Source organism: Sphingomonas sediminicola, from assembly GCF_049991885.1.
GTDB classification, from domain to species: Bacteria; Pseudomonadota; Alphaproteobacteria; order Sphingomonadales; family Sphingomonadaceae; genus Sphingomicrobium; species Sphingomicrobium sediminicola.
In genome coordinates, this window is sequence record NZ_CP178916.1 from 2689795 (window position 1) to 2705983 (window position 16189).

The following is a 16189-nucleotide window of genomic DNA, read 5'->3' on the forward strand; positions in this document are numbered from 1 at the left end:
GCAACGCCCATGAGCGATCCTTCCCCACTTCCCTGGTTCGATATCGTCATCATCCTCGCGCTGGTGCTGCTCAACGGCGTCCTGTCGATGAGCGAGCTCGCGATTGTCTCGTCGCGAGAGGCGCGACTGAAGGCGATGGCAAAGAGCGGGAGCAGCGGCGCCCAATGCGCACTCGACCTCGCCGCCAATCCCGGGCGCTTCCTGTCGACCGTGCAGATCGGGATCACTTTGGTCGGCATCCTTGCGGGCGCCTATTCGGGAGCGACTCTCGGCAAGCCTGTTGGCGAGCGAGTTGCGTTATTGGGGCTGTCACCCGAGACGGCCCAGACAATCGGTTTTGCGGTTGTGATCATTCTGACGACATTCGCTTCGGTTGTGATCGGCGAACTCGTGCCAAAGCAATTCGCCCTTCGTTCGCCTGAGCCGATCGCGGCGATTGTTGCCCGTCCGATGCTGTGGCTTTCGTGGCTCACCCGCCCGATCGTCTGGCTTCTCGACCGCACAAGCGCTTTGATCTTCAAGATGCTGGGTCTCAATCGTGAGTCCGAGAACACGGTGACTGCGGAAGAGCTTCACCTTGTGGTCGCGGAGGCGCAGACGGCCGGCGTGCTCGAGGAAAGCGAGCGGGCGATCATTTCCGGCATTGTTCGCTTGGCCGACCGCCCGGTTCGCGAGGTCATGACCCCTCGCACCGATGTCGACTGGGTCGACGTAGGTACATCTTCTGAGGATCTCCGCGCCGCGCTGAAGGACACTCCGCACAGCCGCATCCCTGTCGCGGACGGTTCAGTCGACAATATCGTTGGGGTGATTCAAACTCGCGACCTGCTCGAGGCGCTTCTCGACGGGCGAGAACTCAATTTGCGCGAACTTACTCGCTCGGCTCCTGTGATTCCCGACCTGATGGATGCGATGGACGCGTTAGTCGTGCTCCGGTCGGCCGATGTACCGCTCGCCTTAGTTCATGACGAATATGGGCATTTCGACGGGATCGTGACTCCGGGGAGCATTCTTGCCGCGCTTGCGGGAACCTTCGCTCACGATGTCGAGGAGGGTGAGGAGCCGGATCTGTTCGAGCGCGAGGATGGAAGCTGGTTGGTGTCGGGGGCAGCAAGCGCGGACTTGCTGTCCGATCGTCTTGGAGTGCACATGCCCCACGACCGCGATTATTCGACCGTCGCCGGCTTTGCCTTGTCGGTCCTCAAGCGGCTCCCGCAGACCGGCGAGACCTTCGCCCACGACGGCTGGAAGTTCGAAGTTGTCGACATGGACGGGCGGAAGATCGACAAATTGCTCGTTTCGCGCCCCAAGCGGCGCTCGCGCGAGCATGAGCCCGCGCAGGTCGAGCAGGACTAGAGCTTGCCGAAGCGGCTTTCGAAGCCGTCAGTGTCTCCACGCGCAAGATAGTCGGCCTGCTCGATGACACGGTCGCGTTGCAGTCGGCCGCGGAACGGCCCGAGCTGCCCGTCGAGCCGATCGAGCTCCTCCGGGGTTAGGCGCGAGAGCTGCTCGAAACGATTGTAACCGAGCGCGTGGAGCGCATCCGCGAACTTCGGGCCGACGCCCTTGATCCTGGTGAATTCATCGCGCGCTTCTCCGCCGGCCAGCGCCTGGTGAACCGGCGCTTTGATGATCTCTCCGGCAACGTCGCTCGTCGCCGCCGCGGCTTCACCTGCGAGCCCACGCCCTTCGGCCTCCGGCCTCGGATTCGACATGTGCGGACGCAGCGGCGTGGAATCGCCCAGCTGAATGCGCTGGCGAGGCCGCAGGAGCAACCACGCGACAATAAGAACGACAATCGCCGCGATGACGATCAGCCAGAGATTCCCACCAAAATCCATCACCATCTCCACTGCGCATTCGAGCGGCGCCGAAGCTCGAGCAGATACGCCAGCACCAGCCCAACGCCAAAGCTGACAAGCGCCGCAAGTTCCACCTCCAGCAACAATGGCAGCGTGAAATTCGGCGGCCGGTCGGCCCACCAGACATTGGCCACGCCCGGAACATCGTTGAGAATTCGTACCAGTTCGCTGCGCTGGAAATCGTCGGCCGGCCCGGAAAGGACGAGCGCCCGTCTGATCGGATTGCGGGGGACGACGGCGGTGACCGGTGCCATTTCCCAGTCGACGAGGACCTTGCGAGTAAAGCGCTCGGTTTGAGATGCAAAGCGCTCGCCCTTACCGACCGGAGCGTGCCAGATGGCTCCGAACGCGAGGACGAGGGCGGCCCCGCCGGCAAGCACGAGCACTCGCCGGCGCCTCCAGTTTATCGTCCTGAACTGGTTTGGCGCCCGCTTGCGGAAGGCGATTGCGCCGACGTTGACCCCTGCGACGACTGCCAGGGTCAGGACCGGCCAATAGAGATCCCAGAGAAGGTTCATTCGCTCACCGCCGGCTCGGCGCGCTCGAGCTCGCGCCACCCGATATCGCGACGGTGGAAGCCGTCAGCGAAGTCGATCTGGTCAACGGCGCGATACGCGCGCGCCCGGGCATTGGCGAACGTGTCAGCCACGGCGGTCACGGCCAGAACCCGCCCCCCCTTAGCGACCAATGTCTCTCCAGAACGCGCGGTCCCCGCGTGAAAGACGGTCACGCCGGGCACCTGCTCGGCAGCCTCGATTTCCCGGATGAGCCCGCCGCCCTTTGGCGTGCCCGGATATCCATGGGCGGCGACGATGACCGTCATCGCGTGGTTGTCCGACAGCTCCGGCCTCTGCTCGCCCAGTCGCCCGGTCGCGACGGCGTAAAGCAGCTCGGCGAAGTCGCCCTCGATGCGCGGCATGATGGCTTCGCATTCCGGATCGCCGAAACGGACATTGTATTCGATGAGCTTCGGACCTTCGCTCGTAAGCATCAGGCCGGCGTAGAGCACGCCTGAGAAAGGCGTGCCCGCCTCGGCAAGTGCCCGAACGGTGGGGCGGACAATCTCATCCATCGCTTGCTGCTCAAGCTCGGTGGTGAGGACTGGCGCCGGGCTGTAGGCGCCCATTCCGCCGGTGTTCGGTCCGGTATCGCCTTCGCCAACGCGCTTGTGATCTTGTGCCGACGCGAGCGGGACGGCGGTCTCGCCGTCGACCAGCGCAAACAGGCTCGCTTCCTCGCCCTCGAGAAACTCCTCAATGACCATTGGGCCGTCACCGGCGGCATCAATCGCGGCCTCCGCTTCCTGGCGGCTCATGGCGACGGTCACGCCCTTCCCGGCGGCGAGGCCGTCGGCCTTGATGACGACCGGAATTCCGAACTGTTTCAGCGCGTCGTGCGCCGCCGCCGCAGTTTCGATCCGAACATAGCCCGCCGTTGGAATCGCGTTCGCCGCGCAAAGGTCCTTGGTAAAGCCCTTCGAGCCTTCGAGCTGAGCTGCTGCTGCATTGGGACCGAACACGGCAAATCCCGCTTCGCGCAATGCATCTCCGACGCCGGCCACGAGCGGTGCTTCCGGACCAATGACGACGAGACCGATCGAGCGCTCCTTCGCAAGCGACGTCACCGCCGTCGGATCGCATGGGTCGATTGCGACGCATTCCGCCCACCGGGCAATGCCTGGATTTCCGGGTGCCGCAATAAGCTCGACGCAGCTGGGCGATTGCCTCAGCCGCCACGCGAGCGCATCTTCGCGTCCACCCGAACCCAGCAGCAGGATGTTCATGGATCTCCCCGAAGACAGCGGCAGCGGCCTGTTAGCCGAGGCCAAGGCCGGCGACAACGCGCCTGCGCTGTCGGTCACCGAGCTGTCGATGTCGCTGAAGCGTACGATCGAGACGTCCTACGGGCGCGTGCGGGTTCGCGGCGAGATCTCCGGGTTCAAGCGCCATGCGTCCGGCCACTGCTATTTTTCGCTGAAAGACGAGGGCGCGTGCATGGACGCAGTCGTCTGGCGGGGGAGCGCACAGGCGCTCGCGTTCCGGCCCGAGGACGGGGCGGAGGTGATCGCCACCGGCAAGCTCACTACCTACCCGGGGCGTTCAAAATACCAGATCGTCGTCGAGCGGATGGAGCTGGCGGGGGAGGGGGCGCTCATGGCGCTCCTCGACAAGCGCAGACGCGCGCTTGCGGCCGAAGGGCTGTTCGACGTGGAGCGCAGGCGCAAGCTGCCCTTCCTTCCGCGCGTGATCGGCGTCGTGACGTCACCGACGGGAGCAGTGATTCGTGACATCCTTCACCGACTGGAGGACCGCTGCCCCACGCATGTCATCGTCTGGCCGGTTCCGGTGCAGGGCGAGGGTGCATCGGCGAAGGTGGCGCAGGCCATTCGTGGTTTCGGCGCGATCGAGACAGGCGGGCCGGTGCCGCGGCCGGATCTCCTGATCGTCGCACGCGGTGGAGGCTCGATCGAAGACCTTTGGGCCTTCAACGAGGAGGAGGTCGTCCGTGCTGCAGCTGAATCGCCGATCCCGCTGATTTCGGCCGTCGGTCACGAGACGGACACGACCCTGATCGACTTGGCTTCAGACAGGCGTGCGCCCACTCCCACTGCCGCCGCGGAGATCGCGGTGCCCGTTCGATCGGACCTGATGGCGCTTGTCGACGATCTGGGGCGGCGCTCGGCGTCCTGCCTGACTGTCCATGCACGGCGCGCGCGGGAGCGGCTCGACCTGACGGTGCATCGCTGGCCTAAGCCCGAAGCCCTGTTTGCACCCGTTAACCAGCGGGTCGATGATCTCGTCGGAAGGCTGCCCAGGGCGCTTGCCGCACGGGCCGCGCATGCTCGCGCGGACCTCAGCGCGGTCGCTCCTCGGCTGCGCAGCGAATTGCTCTCCGACCGGGTCTTGCGGGCGAGAGACCAACTGGCTTCCCTCTGGCGACTGGCCGAGCTCGCTCATCCCGACAGACCGCTCAAACGTGGATTTGCGCGCGTCACAGACCGGGCAGGCAAGACGCTGACCCATGCCGCAGATGCCATCGCGGCGCGCGAGCTGAAGCTGCACTTCGGCGACGGGACGGTCGACGCGACCGCTGGGGCGGCGCCAAGCCAGCCTGCTCGGGTTGAGCGCCCGCGCCGGGCACCCTATGTCGCACCCCAGCGGGGCCTGTTCGATGAGCCTGAGGAATAAGACATGCTGATGAGTGGAGCCGGACGCGCAGCGCGCCTTCACTATCTCCCCGGGACGTTTAGGGTCCTTTCGAACGGCGACCACGTCATCTGCGCCGTCACGGGCACACGGATTCCCTTGCATGAGCTTCGGTACTGGAGCGTGGAGCGGCAGGAAGCCTATGTCGATGCGGATGCGAGCGTCGAGGCCGAGAAGAAGGCCGCCGACCGCTAAGCGTCTGTCGTTGGTCGAAAATTCGTTGGCCGCAGCAACAAGATGAGTTTACAACACGCGTAATCGAGCTGCCGACTGAGCGCGCTCGAATGAATTGCATTCGATGGAGGCGACTATGCTTGTTCGCCTGTTTGCGTTGGTGATTGTCGCGGCGACCCCTGCTGTGGCGGCAACGCCGTCGGCCGGTCAACAGCAATCCAGCATGGCCAGCGACGCCAACGAGAAGATTTGCGAGAGCATTCCGGTGATCGGCAGCCGCCTCGCGAAGAAGCGGGTGTGCGCGACGCGCGCGGAGTGGGAAGAGCAGAGGCGGCAGGATCGCCAGGCAGTGGATCAAATCCAGAAGCAGATCGCTGGCCCGTGCAGCGTGGTCGCCAACAAGAATATCGGAGCGCCGTCATGCTGAGCCGTCTGGCCGTTGCGTTAGTCCTCGTAGCGTCGATGGTTTCGACGCCCGCGTTTGCGGAGAAGGATCAGGCACCTAATACTTCGACCGGTAATCCCAATGAGCGGATCTGCGAGAATATCGTCCTCACCGGCAGCCGCCTAGCGACCAAGAGGTTCTGCGGAACTCGGGCTGAATGGGCCGACCGCAAACGGGAGGATCGGGAAGCCCTGGAAAGCGCACAGAAGAGTCCCTGCGTCGTGACTCACACAGGAGCTGGCGGAAGGGCGGCCTGCTGAGGCGCCCTTGACCCTGATCCCCGGCTCGGTTCCAAGTCGGGACATGACTTCGGGGAGCATTCAGCAACATCTCGCGGAAGCCCAGCGCGCAATGCACGCGGGGCAAGTCGATAAAGCACGCCATCATCTCGATGCAGTCATCGAACTCGACCCAACGGAGCCGAATGCCCGGAATGCACTGGGGCTGTTCGCTTTGGACCAGGGGGACGCGCGAGCGGCGGCCGCTCATTTCGAAATTGCATGCGACCGGGACCCGAAGGCACAGCCGCTCTGGATGAACTTGGCGCGAGCGCATCGTGAGCTTGGGGATTCCGAGGCCGAGCGGGCGGCGCTCGAAAAAGTGCTCACGATCGACCAGCGGGACCTCTTGGCGCTGATCCGGCTGGCCGAGCTCCATGAGCGTCTGGGTGAAGAGGCTTTGGGCGCGAAGAGGTGGGGAGCCGTGGTCGCGCTCTCGTCCGGCATTCCCGACCGGTTGCCCGAACTCGAGCAGATCGTCGACCACGCGAAAGCCTTCGTACAAAAGCACCGGCAGCATCTCGCAAACGCGATCGATGCGAAGCTGGCTGACGACCTTTCAGGGGCGAGCACTCGGGACCGTCGGAGGTTGCAGGCTGCGGCGGATCACTGGCTGGGGAGGCGGGGCATCTACGCCAACCATTGCGAGGGGCTGCACTACCCGTTCTTGCCTGCCGACGAGTTCTTCGATCGAGGGCATTTCCCGTGGCTCGAACAGCTCGAGGCGGCCACGCCCGAAATCATCAAGGAACTGCAGGCAATCCTGGCAGAGCGCGATTCCGGCGTGGCGCCTTATATCTCGATGCCTCCCGGCGTTCCGCCGAACAAATGGTCGAGGCTCGACAAGTCGCTGGACTGGGGAGCCTTCCATCTCTGGAAGGAAGGCGTGCGCATGGACGACGCCTGCGCCCGCGCTCCGCGGACGACTGAATTGGTCGAGTCGCTGCCTTTATGCCGCATCGAGGGCCGCGCTCCCGCGGTATTTTTTTCGATCCTAAAGGCCGGCAGCCACATCCCCCCGCACACCGGCGTAACCAACGTGCGCAGCATCGTTCACCTGCCGCTGATCGTGCCCGAGGGCTGCGGTTTCCGGGTCGGCGGCGAAACGCGGGAGTGGCGTGTCGGCGAGGCGTTCGTCTTCGACGACACCATCGAGCATGAGGCCTGGAACCGCAGCGGTCATGACCGCGCGATCCTGATTATCGACACATGGAACCCGCATCTCAGCGAGCACGAGCGGGAAATGATCGTCCGTTTCTACGCGGCCGCCGACGAGCAGCGAGGCGTGTTGCTCTAAGCTATTCCGCCGCTTCCCGCACCGATTGCTCGGCCTGAACGAACACCAGCCCGCCATCGCCCTCGTCGACGCGTACCAGCGACCCGTCCTTGACCTCGCCCGCTAGAATTTTGTCCGCGAGCGGGTCCTGGAGGTACTTCTGGATCGCCCGCTTGAGCGGCCTGGCGCCGTAGACCGGGTCGTAGCCGACGCGGCCCAGCCAGGCGCGGGCGGCATCGGTCAGGTCGAGGCGGATCTTGCGGTCCTCAAGCAGCTTCTGAAGCCGCGCGACCTGGATATCGACGATTGGGCCCATGTGTCCCGCCGACAGGCGGTGGAAGAGGATGATCTCGTCGAGGCGGTTGAGGAATTCGGGACGGAAATGGGCGCGGACGACCTCCATCACCTGCGGCTCGACCTTTTCGGCTGGCTCGTCCTCGCCGAGAGAAGCGAGATATTGTGAGCCAAGGTTGGACGTCAGGATGATGATGGTGTTCGAGAAGTCGACCGTGCGGCCCTGGCCATCGGTCAGGCGACCGTCGTCGAGGACCTGCAACAGTACGTTGAAGACGTCTCCGTGCGCCTTCTCCACCTCGTCGAACAGGACGACCTGATAGGGGCGGCGGCGAACGGCTTCGGTCAGAACTCCGCCTTCCTCATATCCGACATAGCCTGGAGGAGCGCCGATCAGCCGTGCAACCGCGTGCTTCTCCATGAACTCGGACATGTCGATGCGGACCATCGCGTGCGCGTCGTCGAACAGGAATTCGGCGAGCGCCTTGGTCAGCTCGGTCTTGCCGACGCCGGTGGGGCCGAGGAACAGGAACGAGCCGAGCGGGCGGTTAGGGTCCTGAAGGCCGGCGCGTGAACGGCGGACTGCCGCGGACACAGCCTTGACCGCATCTTCCTGGCCAATGACCCGGGCGCCGATCAGCTTTTCCATCTGGAGCAGCTTCTCGCGCTCGCCCTCCATCATCCGCTCGACCGGAACGCCGGTCCAGCGACTGACGACGGAGGCGATGTCTTCCGCCGTAACTTCCTCACGGAGCATTGCGCCCTTCACGGCCGCCTGCGCTTCGGAGAGCTGCTTCTCCAATTCGGGGATGCGCCCGTACTGAAGCTCGCCAGCCTTCGCCAGGTCACCGTTGCGCTGCGCCTGCTCCAGCTCGATGCGGGCGGCGTCGAGCTGCTCCTTGATCTTCGCCTCGGCGCTGATCTTGTCCTTCTCGGCCTGCCAGCGCTGCGTAAGTTCGGATGACTGCTGCTCGAGGTTCGCGAGTTCCTCTTCGAGCTTCTTCAGCCGGTCCTTCGAGGCCGCATCCTGCTCCTTCTTCAGCGCTTCTCGCTCGATCTTGAGCTGGATGATGCGCCGGTCGAGGTTCTCGATTTCCTCGGGCTTGGATTCGACCTCCATGCGGATGCGGCTCGCGGCTTCGTCCATCAGGTCGATCGCCTTGTCAGGCAGAAAGCGGTCAGTGATGTAGCGGTTAGAAAGCGTCGCCGCGGCAACCAGGGCGCCATCGGTGATCCGCACGCCGTGGTGAAGCTCGTACTTCTCCTTGAGCCCGCGAAGGATCGAGATAGTGTCGGGAACGCTCGGCTCGCCGACGAACACCGGCTGGAAGCGCCTCTCCAGAGCAGCGTCCTTCTCGATATATTTGCGATATTCGTCGAGCGTCGTCGCACCGATGCAGTGAAGCTCGCCGCGTGCGAGCGACGGCTTCAGCAAATTGCCGGCGTCCATCGCGCCCTCGGCTTTGCCGGCACCGACGAGCGTGTGCATCTCGTCGATGAAGAGGATAATCTCGCCAGCGGCTTGCTTCACCTCGTCGAGGACGCCTTTGAGGCGTTCCTCGAACTCGCCGCGATATTTCGCGCCGGCGACCATGGCGCCGAGGTCTAAGGCAAGCAGGCGCTTGTCCTTGATGCCGTCGGGAACATCGCCGTTGGTGATGCGGAGTGCGAGCCCTTCGGCAATCGCGGTCTTGCCGACGCCCGGCTCGCCGATCAGCACCGGATTGTTCTTGGTACGGCGGGCGAGAACCTGGATTGTCCGGCGGATTTCCTCGTCTCGGCCGATCACCGGGTCGAGCTTGCCCTCGCGCGCAGCCTCAGTGAGATCGCGGGCATATTTCTTGAGCGCGTCGTAGCGATCCTCGGACGACTGCGTGTCCGCGGTTCGGCCGCCACGAAGCTTGTCGATAGCAGCATTGAGGTTCTGAGGAGTGAGTCCCGATTTCTGAAGTGCGGTCCCGACGTCGGTGCCCTTCGCTAGCGCCATGGCGAGCAGGATCCGCTCGACCGTCACGTAGCTGTCGCCTGCCTTCTGGGCGATCTGCTCTGCCTGGTCGAGGACGCGGATGGTGTCGCCGTCGAGCGCAGGCGCTTGCGTCGCGCCGCTTCCGGTAACGGCCGGAATCTTCGCGACCAGCGCATCGACTTCGCGCTTCGCCGCTTTGGGGTCTCCGCCAGCCGTTTGTATTAGGCCGGCAGCCATTCCCTGCTCGTCGTCGAGCAGCGCCTTCAGCAAATGCGCTGGCGCGATCCGCTGATGATGCTCGCGGACGGCGATCGTCTGGGCCGCCTGAAGAAAACCGCGTGCTCGATCAGTGAGTTTTTCGAGATCCATTAAACACCCCTCTGCCTTGGGGCCGATATGGTGTGGCCGTTAAACCACTCAAGGGACAGGATGCTAGGGCTGGGTGTCCGTTGAAACGGGCGTTGGTGCCAAAGGGTCTGTTCCGTGAGGCGCATAGACGACCTTTGCGCCGATCGTCGTCGCCGGTTCGGCGGTTGGCTGAGTCTGCGGACCCATCGTTACCGACGCCAGATCGCTCGGCTTGATGATCGCCGGGCAACTGGCAACGTTGGGATCAGCACCCCAGCGCCGGTACTTGGTCGTATCCACATGGAAGCGCAGGAAGGCGTAGAAGCCGAGCCCGACCGAATAATCCGTGCCGCGCCGGGCATGGACCGCGCACAGCTTCCGCATCAGCTCCTCGCGCGTCGTCTGCCGGAGCGGGACCATGTCGATCGCCGAATAATGCTTGTGCGCGCTCTCGGGAGCTCCACCCGCGCAGACGTTTAGATTTGGGTTGCGGTAAGCGGACACGGCCTCGACCGGGCCCACGGTTGGGACGACGTAATCCTTTATGTAGCGAAGCGTCTGAACGATGTGCGGCCACTCGGTCGTCGGCGGGACCTCGAACGGCGCTCCACCGCACCGCTGCCAGGACGTCGCCGTGCGCAGAATCTGCCAGGTCGGAAGGATGCCGGAAACACCCCATTCGGTCAGGTAGGCATTGAAGGACTTTACCGCCCCCGCATGCCTTGGTCCCGCCGCGTACCAGCTGCGGTAGCCGGGCTCGTCTTGGCCGATCGAGATGTAGTCGGCGGCGGGGTTCCAGCCGGCATGCATCGGCACCGGCACGGCATTCGAAGACGGAGGATAGACCGTCATCTGGGCAGCGGCCGGGGCCGCGACGAATAGCAAAAGGCTCACGATCCAACGCATTGCGCCCATGATACTCCTACCCGGCGGCTTGCAAAGCGCTGAATGCCAGCCCATCGTCGCAGCAATGGAGCGCCCGGTCGAAGTCGAGCTGCCGCACAAGCTGGGCCGGGAGGAAGCGCGGCGGCGTATCGCCGGCAACGTACACAGGCTTGAGGATCATATCCCGGGCGGCGCTGCGCAGGTGAGTTCCAAATGGGTGGGCGACCAGCTCAATCTCGACATCACGGCAATGGGGCAGAAAGTCGCCGCCTTGATCGATGTCGAAGAGACGAAGGTTCGCTGCCGGGTGATGCTTCCGGGTATGCTGGCGTTCTTTGCCGCGCCGATCGAGGCGGCCCTGAATATGAAGGGCCGCGATCTTCTACTGGAAGACAAGAGCAAGAAGGACTGATTGCTGCATGCGCCATTTCGCGGTCGTCGGCTCCGGCCCAGCGGGCTTTTACACTGCGGAGGCTTTGAGCAAGACGTACGGGGACAAGGCAAGGATCAACATCCTCGACCGCTATCCCGTTCCGTACGGCCTGATCCGGTTCGGAGTTGCGCCTGATCACCAGTCGCTGAAGGCCGTGTCCAAGCGCTACGACAAGGTGGCGGACGAGCCCGGCGTCGACTTCATAGGTAATGTGACGGTCGGCCGCGATGTATCGGTCGAGGAACTGCTCGAACTCTACGACGCCGTGATCCTCGCGATCGGGGCGCCGCATGATCGCAAGCTCGGCATTCCCGGCGAAGATCTTGCTGGCGTCGTCGGCTCTGCCGAATTTGTCGGCTGGTACAACGGTCATCCCGAGTTTGCCGACCTCGATCCACCGCTGGGCGGCACGCATGCGGCGGTTATCGGCAACGGCAATGTCGCGCTCGATTGCGCGCGGATCCTGTCGAAGACCCCGCATGAGTTCGAAGGGTCGGACATCGTCGGGCACGCGCTGGAGGCGCTCGACGGATCGGCGATCCGCACGGTTACAATCCTCGGCCGGCGCGGACCGCACCAGATCGCGATGACCCCGAAGGAACTCGGCGAGCTTGGCCACCTGGAAGAGGCGTCGCCGGTCGTGGACGCCGCCGACTTCCCGCCCATGGAGGCCGACGATGCGCTCGAGCCGGGGCACCGCAAGTCGATCACGATCCTGCGGGAGTTCGCGGGAACGCCGGCTGACCCGGCCAAGCCGAAGCGGATGGTCTTCGATTTCTTCGCCAAGCCGCTGCGGATCGAGGGTAACGGCAAGGCAGAGCGGATCATCGTCGAGCGCACCGAGCTCGACGAGAATGGCGCGGCGAGGGGCACTGGCGAGACCTATGAAGTGCCCGCGTCGTTGGTGATCACTGCGATCGGATATTCGACGCCGCAGATGGCAGGCGTCCCCTACGACGAGCGTGGCGGAAAATTTCGCAACGAAGGCGGGATCATTGGTGACCGGCTGTATGCGGTCGGCTGGGCTCGTCGGGGCCCGACCGGGACGATCGGGACCAACCGCCCCGACGGTTACGAAGTTGCGGAGCAGGTTGCGACGGCCATGCCGGCGGCCGCCAACAGCGACCGCGCGGGCGCGGAAGGCCTCAAGCGGCTGCTCAACGAACGCGGAATCATGCCGACCGACTATGACGATTGGCGGAAAATTGAGGAAACCGAGGTGGGACAGGCCCGGCCGGGAAGTCCGCGCGAGAAGTTCGTCCGGGTCGAAGATTGGCTGTCTGCCCTCGGCCGGTGATTGCCGGGTTGCGCTTGCCGATTCCCCCATCTATCTAGCCGCGGCCTTGGCTCCCGCCGCGACCGCCGGTCGCAACTCAAAGCGGGTTCCGGTCGGGGAGTAGCTCAGCCTGGTAGAGCACTGTCTTCGGGAGGCAGGGGCCGGAGGTTCGAATCCTCTCTCCCCGACCATTCACCGCTGACGCGGATCGATGATCTCCGCGTTGATCCCGGAGATCGTAGTGCACCCCGTTAGCGCCATTGCGACGCGCATTTCTGCTTCGATCAGCTTGAGCACGTGCGTTACGCCGGCTTCGCCACGGCTCGCCAGCGCGTAAGCCCACGCTCGTCCGATTAGGACGAAGTCGGCACCGAGCGCGATCATCCGGACGACATCGAGGCCTGAGCGAACGCCTCCGTCGACGAGGATCGGGAGTTTGCCGTCGACGGCCTCGGCGATCGAGGGCAGGGCGCGAGCGGTCGACGATGCTCCGTCGAGCTGACGGCCTCCGTGATTCGAGACGACGATGCCGTCGACACCGTTGGTCACGGCTGCCCGGGCTACGTCAGGCTCGAGTATGCCCTTGATGATCAAGGGTCCGTCCCAATTTGCGCGGACCCAGTCGACGTCGTCCCAGGTAATCGATGGGTCGAAATTAGCGCCGATCCAGCCGAAATAATCTTCGAGGCCGGTGTCCTTGCCGAGGACTGGTTCGAGATTGCCGAGGCTGTGCGGCCGCCCTTGCAACCCCACATCCCAAGCCCAGCGGGGACGAGTAAGCGCCTGAATGGCGCGCCGCATCCGCGTGCCTCCCGAAAGCCCCGACCGGTGATCCCGGTAGCGACTACCAGAGACAGGAAGGTCGACGGTCAGCAGCAGGGCGCCGCACTTCGCTTCACCAGCCTGCGCGAGCCGGTCGCGGACAAAGCCTCGATCCTTGATGATGTAGAGCTGGAGCCAGAAGGGCGATTGAAGCTCGCCGGCGATCTCCCGAACGGGGCAGACGCTCAGCGACGATAATGTGAATGGAACGCCAGCCGCGCGGGCTGCTCGCGCTGCCTGCACCTCTCCTCGGCGGGCATACATTCCGGCAAGCCCGATCGGGCAAAGGCCAACCGGCAAGGACCATTTCTGGCCGAATAGTTCGGTCGTCAGATCTATCTTCGAAACGTCACGTAGAACGCGTTGGCGGAGTGTAACGTCGCGCAGATCCCGCATGTTCGCGGCGAGAGTCACTTCGTCGTAAGAACCGCCGTCAAGATATTCGAACAGGAAGTGCGGAAGGCGAGCTCGCGCAAGCTCGCGATAGTCGTCGACGTTAGCCGCCTTCCGCATTCAGCCTTCAGGTCGCGAACTTGGGATCGAGGCGATACGCTTTCCGTTTGAGCGCCGGCCATGCCAACAAGTTCGCCGCAAGCGGTAGCCCGACCGCACCCTGCTGCGCCGTGATTTCCGGAGCACCCTGTGGCGGTCTGTTGATCTGGTCGCCGGCCGAGAGGGCCATGATCTGCGCCTGGCAGGCCCGCTCCAAATAGTAGAGGCGGATGAAGCACTCGCCGACGTTCTTGCCGACCGCGAGCGTGCCGTGGTTGCGCAGGATCATCGCATTCTTCGTGCCCAGGTCCGCGACCAGCCGGTCGCGCTCGTCGAGGTCGACTGCGACGCCTTCATAATCGTGGAACGACACTTCACCGCGGATCAGCATCGCCGTCTGTGTCAGCGGAAGGAGACCTTCCTGATGGGCGGATACCGCCTGCCCCGCAGGCGTGTGGAGGTGCATCACGGCGTGTGCATCTTCTCGCGCCATGTGGATCGCCGAGTGGATGGTGAAGCCTGCGGGATTGGTGATGAACGGCGTCGGCTCGACCGGATTGCCGTTGACGTCGACCTTCACGAGCGACGAGGCCGTCACTTCCTCGAACATCAGTTGGTAGGGATTGAGCAGGAAGTGATGTTCCGGCCCCGGGATGCGCGCCGAAAGGTGGGTGAAGATGAGGTCGTCCCAACCGTAGTGGGCTACCAAGCGATAGGCTGCGGCGAGGTCTTCGCGGATCGCCCATTCTTCGTCGCTGACTTTGCCCCGGAGCGACGGGATTTCGACCGACTCCATCGGCTTCGTGTCGTTCATTCCGCGATTGATCGAGTCCACGCGGTTCATTGTGGCACCTCCTGCCGGTCCGGATGGGCGGCCGCGAAAGCCTCCAGCCGGTTCGCGTTCTCATCGGCTCGCACCAGCGTCGGGTAGCCGTCAAGCGGAACGTTGAAGCGGCGAGCGTTGAAAAGCTGCGGAACCAGGCAGACGTCGGCCGCGGTCGGCGCATCGCCGAAGAGGAACGTCCCAGCTCTCGGCGCGGCGAAAGTTTCCAACGCCGGCAAGCCCTCGCTGATCCAGTGCGCGTACCACGCATCGACCTCTTCCTGGGAATGGCCGAGCTCGTTCTTCAGATATTTGAGAACCCGAAGGTTGTTCAATGGATGGATGTCGCAAGCGACCATCATCGCCATGGCCACCACATGCGCCCGCTCGGCGGCAGGCGTAGGGATCAGGGGCGGAGTGGGAAACCGCAAGTCGAGGTAGTTGATGATCGCCAGGCTCTGGACCAGCCGGTGACCGTCGATCTCGAGCATCGGAACGAACCCCTGCGGGTTCAGTGCGCGATACTCATCGGACTGCTGTTGGCCCTCGAGCAGGTTCACCGGCCGGCGCTCGTATTCGACGCCTTTGATGTTCAGCGCGATCCTGACGCGATAGGAGGCGGAAGATCGGTAGTAATCGTGAAGGATGGCTTGCGGCATGGCTGCCGATTAGCCGTTCGCACCGACGCCGTCATGCGACAAGTTCCGCGCCCTGCGCGTTTATCGCTCCATGCCGTCGACCGTCATCCGCCGTTTTCTTTATGCTCCCGGGTCCCGCGAGCTCACGGTCGAGTTCGTGAGAGGCCGCCGGTACATTTACTCGGACGTTCCCCCAGAGGACGTGCAGGCATTTCGTGGCGCCTTTTCAAAGGGCGCACACTTCAATCGCCACTTCCGCGAACGATTTCCCTGCCGGGAGCTTGCTCCCGCGGACGGGGGACGAGCCTAGCTGTTCTCGCCGCCCTCTTCGGTCTGAAAGATGCTTTCGACCGCATCGATCCGCGCCGAGAGGCGAACGGTTTCGCCTTCGACGTCCGCGACCAGCCCCGCCGGGATGAAGTGGTGATGACCTTCATGCGAGCCGGCACCGCTGCTGTCACGGGTAAGCTTGATCCGGTCGCCCTCGATCTTGTCGACCTTTCCGAGCGGCGTGCCCTCGGCATCAATAACCTGCATATGCTCGCGGACTTGATCCAGGCTGCTCATCCCCGTCTCCTCTTTGCTTGTGCTCGAACTGCAGGACGTAAGGCGCTCATAGCGCAAAGGTTCCGTGCCGGACATCGGAACCGCAGTCCGCGAGCTTCGTTCGTTTCGCCATAACAACAGAGTAACAGGGAGTAATGCCATGGCCGACGATCGTGACGAAGTGGAACGCACGACCGTAATCGAGACTGACGGCGGTGGCGGCGGAGGAGGCGTCCTCGCCGTGGTCCTGCTGATAATCGTCGTATTGGTCCTGCTCTTCCTTTTCCGTGATCAGCTGGGCTTCGGGAGCAAGACCGAGGTAAAGGTCCCCGACCAGATCAACGTCAACGTCAACTAGGTCGACCAAAACGCGCGGTAGGCGAGTCCCGCGCGGCTCGGGCGCAGTTCCAACAGGGGCTGCGCCC

18 protein-coding genes and 1 tRNA gene are annotated in these 16189 nt (G+C 64.0%); 10 read left to right on the forward strand and 9 right to left on the reverse strand.

What is annotated here, in order from left to right; genetic code table 11:
* Positions 1–9 precede the first annotated feature (9 nt).
* On the forward strand, positions 10–1356 hold the full coding sequence (locus ACMC5O_RS14000) for a hemolysin family protein (protein WP_187708265.1): 1347 nt from the start codon (positions 10–12) through the stop codon (positions 1354–1356).
* Here ACMC5O_RS14000 and ACMC5O_RS14005 read toward each other — a convergent pair.
* From ACMC5O_RS14005 to purD, 3 genes are read right to left on the reverse strand one after another with little or no spacing between them, the layout of a single operon-like run.
* Complete coding sequence (locus ACMC5O_RS14005) at positions 1353–1841, reverse strand: hypothetical protein (RefSeq protein ID WP_187708264.1); 489 nt, start codon at positions 1839–1841, stop codon at positions 1353–1355. The two genes, ACMC5O_RS14000 and ACMC5O_RS14005, sit on opposite strands and share 4 nt — an antisense overlap.
* On the reverse strand, positions 1841–2380 hold the full coding sequence (locus tag ACMC5O_RS14010) for a hypothetical protein (protein ID WP_187708263.1): 540 nt from the start codon (positions 2378–2380) through the stop codon (positions 1841–1843). The genes ACMC5O_RS14005 and ACMC5O_RS14010 overlap by 1 nt, the downstream gene beginning before the upstream one ends.
* The gene (gene purD, locus ACMC5O_RS14015) at positions 2377–3645 is read right to left on the reverse strand and encodes a phosphoribosylamine--glycine ligase (protein ID WP_187708262.1); all 1269 of its coding nucleotides are present in this window, start codon (positions 3643–3645) and stop codon (positions 2377–2379) included. The genes ACMC5O_RS14010 and purD overlap by 4 nt, the downstream gene beginning before the upstream one ends.
* On the opposite strand from purD, the gene xseA reads away from it, so the two are divergent.
* The 4 genes from xseA to ACMC5O_RS14035 all read left to right on the forward strand — a co-directional run bounded on the left by xseA (position 3644) and on the right by ACMC5O_RS14035 (position 7262).
* Entirely contained in the window at positions 3644–5050 is a 1407-nt protein-coding gene (gene xseA, locus ACMC5O_RS14020) for an exodeoxyribonuclease VII large subunit (protein ID WP_426693034.1), read from the forward strand. The genes purD and xseA overlap by 2 nt on opposite strands.
* 3 nt (positions 5051–5053) lie before the next feature.
* Entirely contained in the window at positions 5054–5263 is a 210-nt protein-coding gene (locus ACMC5O_RS14025; RefSeq protein WP_187708261.1) for a DUF2093 domain-containing protein, read from the forward strand.
* Positions 5264–5378: 115 nt separating this feature from the next.
* Entirely contained in the window at positions 5379–5669 is a 291-nt protein-coding gene (locus tag ACMC5O_RS14030) for a hypothetical protein (RefSeq protein WP_246444159.1), read from the forward strand.
* 321 nt (positions 5670–5990) lie between these two features.
* Positions 5991–7262 (forward strand): aspartyl/asparaginyl beta-hydroxylase domain-containing protein, encoded by a 1272-nt coding sequence (locus ACMC5O_RS14035; protein WP_187708259.1) that lies wholly within the window; start codon positions 5991–5993, stop codon positions 7260–7262.
* Between the two features lies 1 nt (position 7263).
* Here the strand turns inward: ACMC5O_RS14035 and clpB are convergent, their stop codons facing one another.
* Positions 7264–9870: an ATP-dependent chaperone ClpB gene (gene clpB / locus ACMC5O_RS14040; protein ID WP_187708258.1), complete on the reverse strand. Its 2607-nt coding sequence runs from the start codon at positions 9868–9870 to the stop codon at positions 7264–7266.
* 63 nt (positions 9871–9933) lie between these two features.
* Entirely contained in the window at positions 9934–10755 is an 822-nt protein-coding gene (locus ACMC5O_RS14045; protein WP_187708257.1) for a D-Ala-D-Ala carboxypeptidase family metallohydrolase, read from the reverse strand.
* A 64-nt stretch (positions 10756–10819) separates the two neighbouring features.
* Here ACMC5O_RS14045 and ACMC5O_RS14050 point away from each other — a divergent pair, with 64 nt between their 5' ends.
* From ACMC5O_RS14050 to ACMC5O_RS14060, 3 genes are all read left to right on the forward strand, one after another.
* Positions 10820–11146, forward strand: a complete 327-nt coding sequence (locus tag ACMC5O_RS14050; RefSeq protein ID WP_187708256.1) for a polyhydroxyalkanoic acid system family protein — start codon at positions 10820–10822, stop codon at positions 11144–11146.
* Positions 11147–11153: 7 nt separating this feature from the next.
* Positions 11154–12464 carry an FAD-dependent oxidoreductase gene (locus ACMC5O_RS14055; protein ID WP_426693035.1) on the forward strand — a complete coding sequence of 437 codons (1311 nt, stop codon included), beginning with the start codon at positions 11154–11156 and terminating at the stop codon, positions 12462–12464.
* A 93-nt stretch (positions 12465–12557) separates the two neighbouring features.
* Positions 12558–12634 (forward strand) — tRNA-Pro (locus ACMC5O_RS14060).
* Between the two features lies 1 nt (position 12635).
* Here the strand turns inward: ACMC5O_RS14060 and lldD are convergent.
* Genes lldD through maiA form a run of 3 tightly spaced genes read right to left on the reverse strand, consistent with a single transcriptional unit; the run spans position 12636 to position 15239 of the window.
* Positions 12636–13778, reverse strand: a complete 1143-nt coding sequence (gene lldD, locus ACMC5O_RS14065; protein WP_187708255.1) for an FMN-dependent L-lactate dehydrogenase LldD — start codon at positions 13776–13778, stop codon at positions 12636–12638.
* 7 nt (positions 13779–13785) lie between these two features.
* A complete protein-coding gene (locus ACMC5O_RS14070) occupies positions 13786–14553 on the reverse strand; it encodes a class II aldolase/adducin family protein (protein WP_187709966.1) in 768 nt (255 codons plus the stop codon).
* A 44-nt stretch (positions 14554–14597) separates the two neighbouring features.
* Positions 14598–15239 (reverse strand): maleylacetoacetate isomerase, encoded by a 642-nt coding sequence (gene maiA, locus ACMC5O_RS14075; protein WP_426693036.1) that lies wholly within the window; start codon positions 15237–15239, stop codon positions 14598–14600.
* Between the two features lie 70 nt (positions 15240–15309).
* On the opposite strand from maiA, the gene ACMC5O_RS14080 reads away from it, so the two are divergent.
* The gene (locus tag ACMC5O_RS14080) at positions 15310–15528 is read left to right on the forward strand and encodes a KTSC domain-containing protein (RefSeq protein ID WP_426693037.1); all 219 of its coding nucleotides are present in this window, start codon (positions 15310–15312) and stop codon (positions 15526–15528) included.
* On the opposite strand, the gene ACMC5O_RS14085 is transcribed toward ACMC5O_RS14080, so the two are convergent.
* On the reverse strand, positions 15525–15785 hold the full coding sequence (locus tag ACMC5O_RS14085) for a DUF2171 domain-containing protein (RefSeq protein ID WP_187708254.1): 261 nt from the start codon (positions 15783–15785) through the stop codon (positions 15525–15527). The two genes, ACMC5O_RS14080 and ACMC5O_RS14085, sit on opposite strands and share 4 nt — an antisense overlap.
* 139 nt (positions 15786–15924) lie before the next feature.
* On the opposite strand from ACMC5O_RS14085, the gene ACMC5O_RS14090 reads away from it, so the two are divergent.
* A complete protein-coding gene (locus ACMC5O_RS14090; protein ID WP_187708253.1) occupies positions 15925–16122 on the forward strand; it encodes a hypothetical protein in 198 nt (65 codons plus the stop codon).
* Positions 16123–16189: the final 67 nt, after the last annotated feature.

Bases quoted from the DNA above. Each gene is read 5' to 3' on its own strand.
- ACMC5O_RS14000 (WP_187708265.1), top strand. From the start codon at position 10: ATGAGCGATCCTTCCCCACTTCCCTGGTTCGATATCGTCATCATCCTC.
- ACMC5O_RS14005 (WP_187708264.1), bottom strand. From the start codon at position 1,841: ATGGATTTTGGTGGGAATCTCTGGCTGATCGTCATCGCGGCGATTGTC.
- ACMC5O_RS14010 (WP_187708263.1), bottom strand. From the start codon at position 2,380: ATGAACCTTCTCTGGGATCTCTATTGGCCGGTCCTGACCCTGGCAGTC.
- xseA (WP_426693034.1), top strand. From the start codon at position 3,644: ATGGATCTCCCCGAAGACAGCGGCAGCGGCCTGTTAGCCGAGGCCAAG.
- purD (WP_187708262.1), bottom strand. From the start codon at position 3,645: ATGAACATCCTGCTGCTGGGTTCGGGTGGACGCGAAGATGCGCTCGCG.
- ACMC5O_RS14025 (WP_187708261.1), top strand. From the start codon at position 5,054: ATGCTGATGAGTGGAGCCGGACGCGCAGCGCGCCTTCACTATCTCCCC.
- ACMC5O_RS14030 (WP_246444159.1), top strand. From the start codon at position 5,379: ATGCTTGTTCGCCTGTTTGCGTTGGTGATTGTCGCGGCGACCCCTGCT.
- ACMC5O_RS14035 (WP_187708259.1), top strand. From the start codon at position 5,991: ATGACTTCGGGGAGCATTCAGCAACATCTCGCGGAAGCCCAGCGCGCA.
- clpB (WP_187708258.1), bottom strand. From the start codon at position 9,870: ATGGATCTCGAAAAACTCACTGATCGAGCACGCGGTTTTCTTCAGGCG.
- ACMC5O_RS14045 (WP_187708257.1), bottom strand. From the start codon at position 10,755: ATGCGTTGGATCGTGAGCCTTTTGCTATTCGTCGCGGCCCCGGCCGCT.
- ACMC5O_RS14050 (WP_187708256.1), top strand. From the start codon at position 10,820: ATGGAGCGCCCGGTCGAAGTCGAGCTGCCGCACAAGCTGGGCCGGGAG.
- ACMC5O_RS14055 (WP_426693035.1), top strand. From the start codon at position 11,154: ATGCGCCATTTCGCGGTCGTCGGCTCCGGCCCAGCGGGCTTTTACACT.
- lldD (WP_187708255.1), bottom strand. From the start codon at position 13,778: ATGCGGAAGGCGGCTAACGTCGACGACTATCGCGAGCTTGCGCGAGCT.
- ACMC5O_RS14070 (WP_187709966.1), bottom strand. From the start codon at position 14,553: ATGGAGTCGGTCGAAATCCCGTCGCTCCGGGGCAAAGTCAGCGACGAA.
- maiA (WP_426693036.1), bottom strand. From the start codon at position 15,239: ATGCCGCAAGCCATCCTTCACGATTACTACCGATCTTCCGCCTCCTAT.
- ACMC5O_RS14080 (WP_426693037.1), top strand. From the start codon at position 15,310: ATGCCGTCGACCGTCATCCGCCGTTTTCTTTATGCTCCCGGGTCCCGC.
- ACMC5O_RS14085 (WP_187708254.1), bottom strand. From the start codon at position 15,785: ATGAGCAGCCTGGATCAAGTCCGCGAGCATATGCAGGTTATTGATGCC.
- ACMC5O_RS14090 (WP_187708253.1), top strand. From the start codon at position 15,925: ATGGCCGACGATCGTGACGAAGTGGAACGCACGACCGTAATCGAGACT.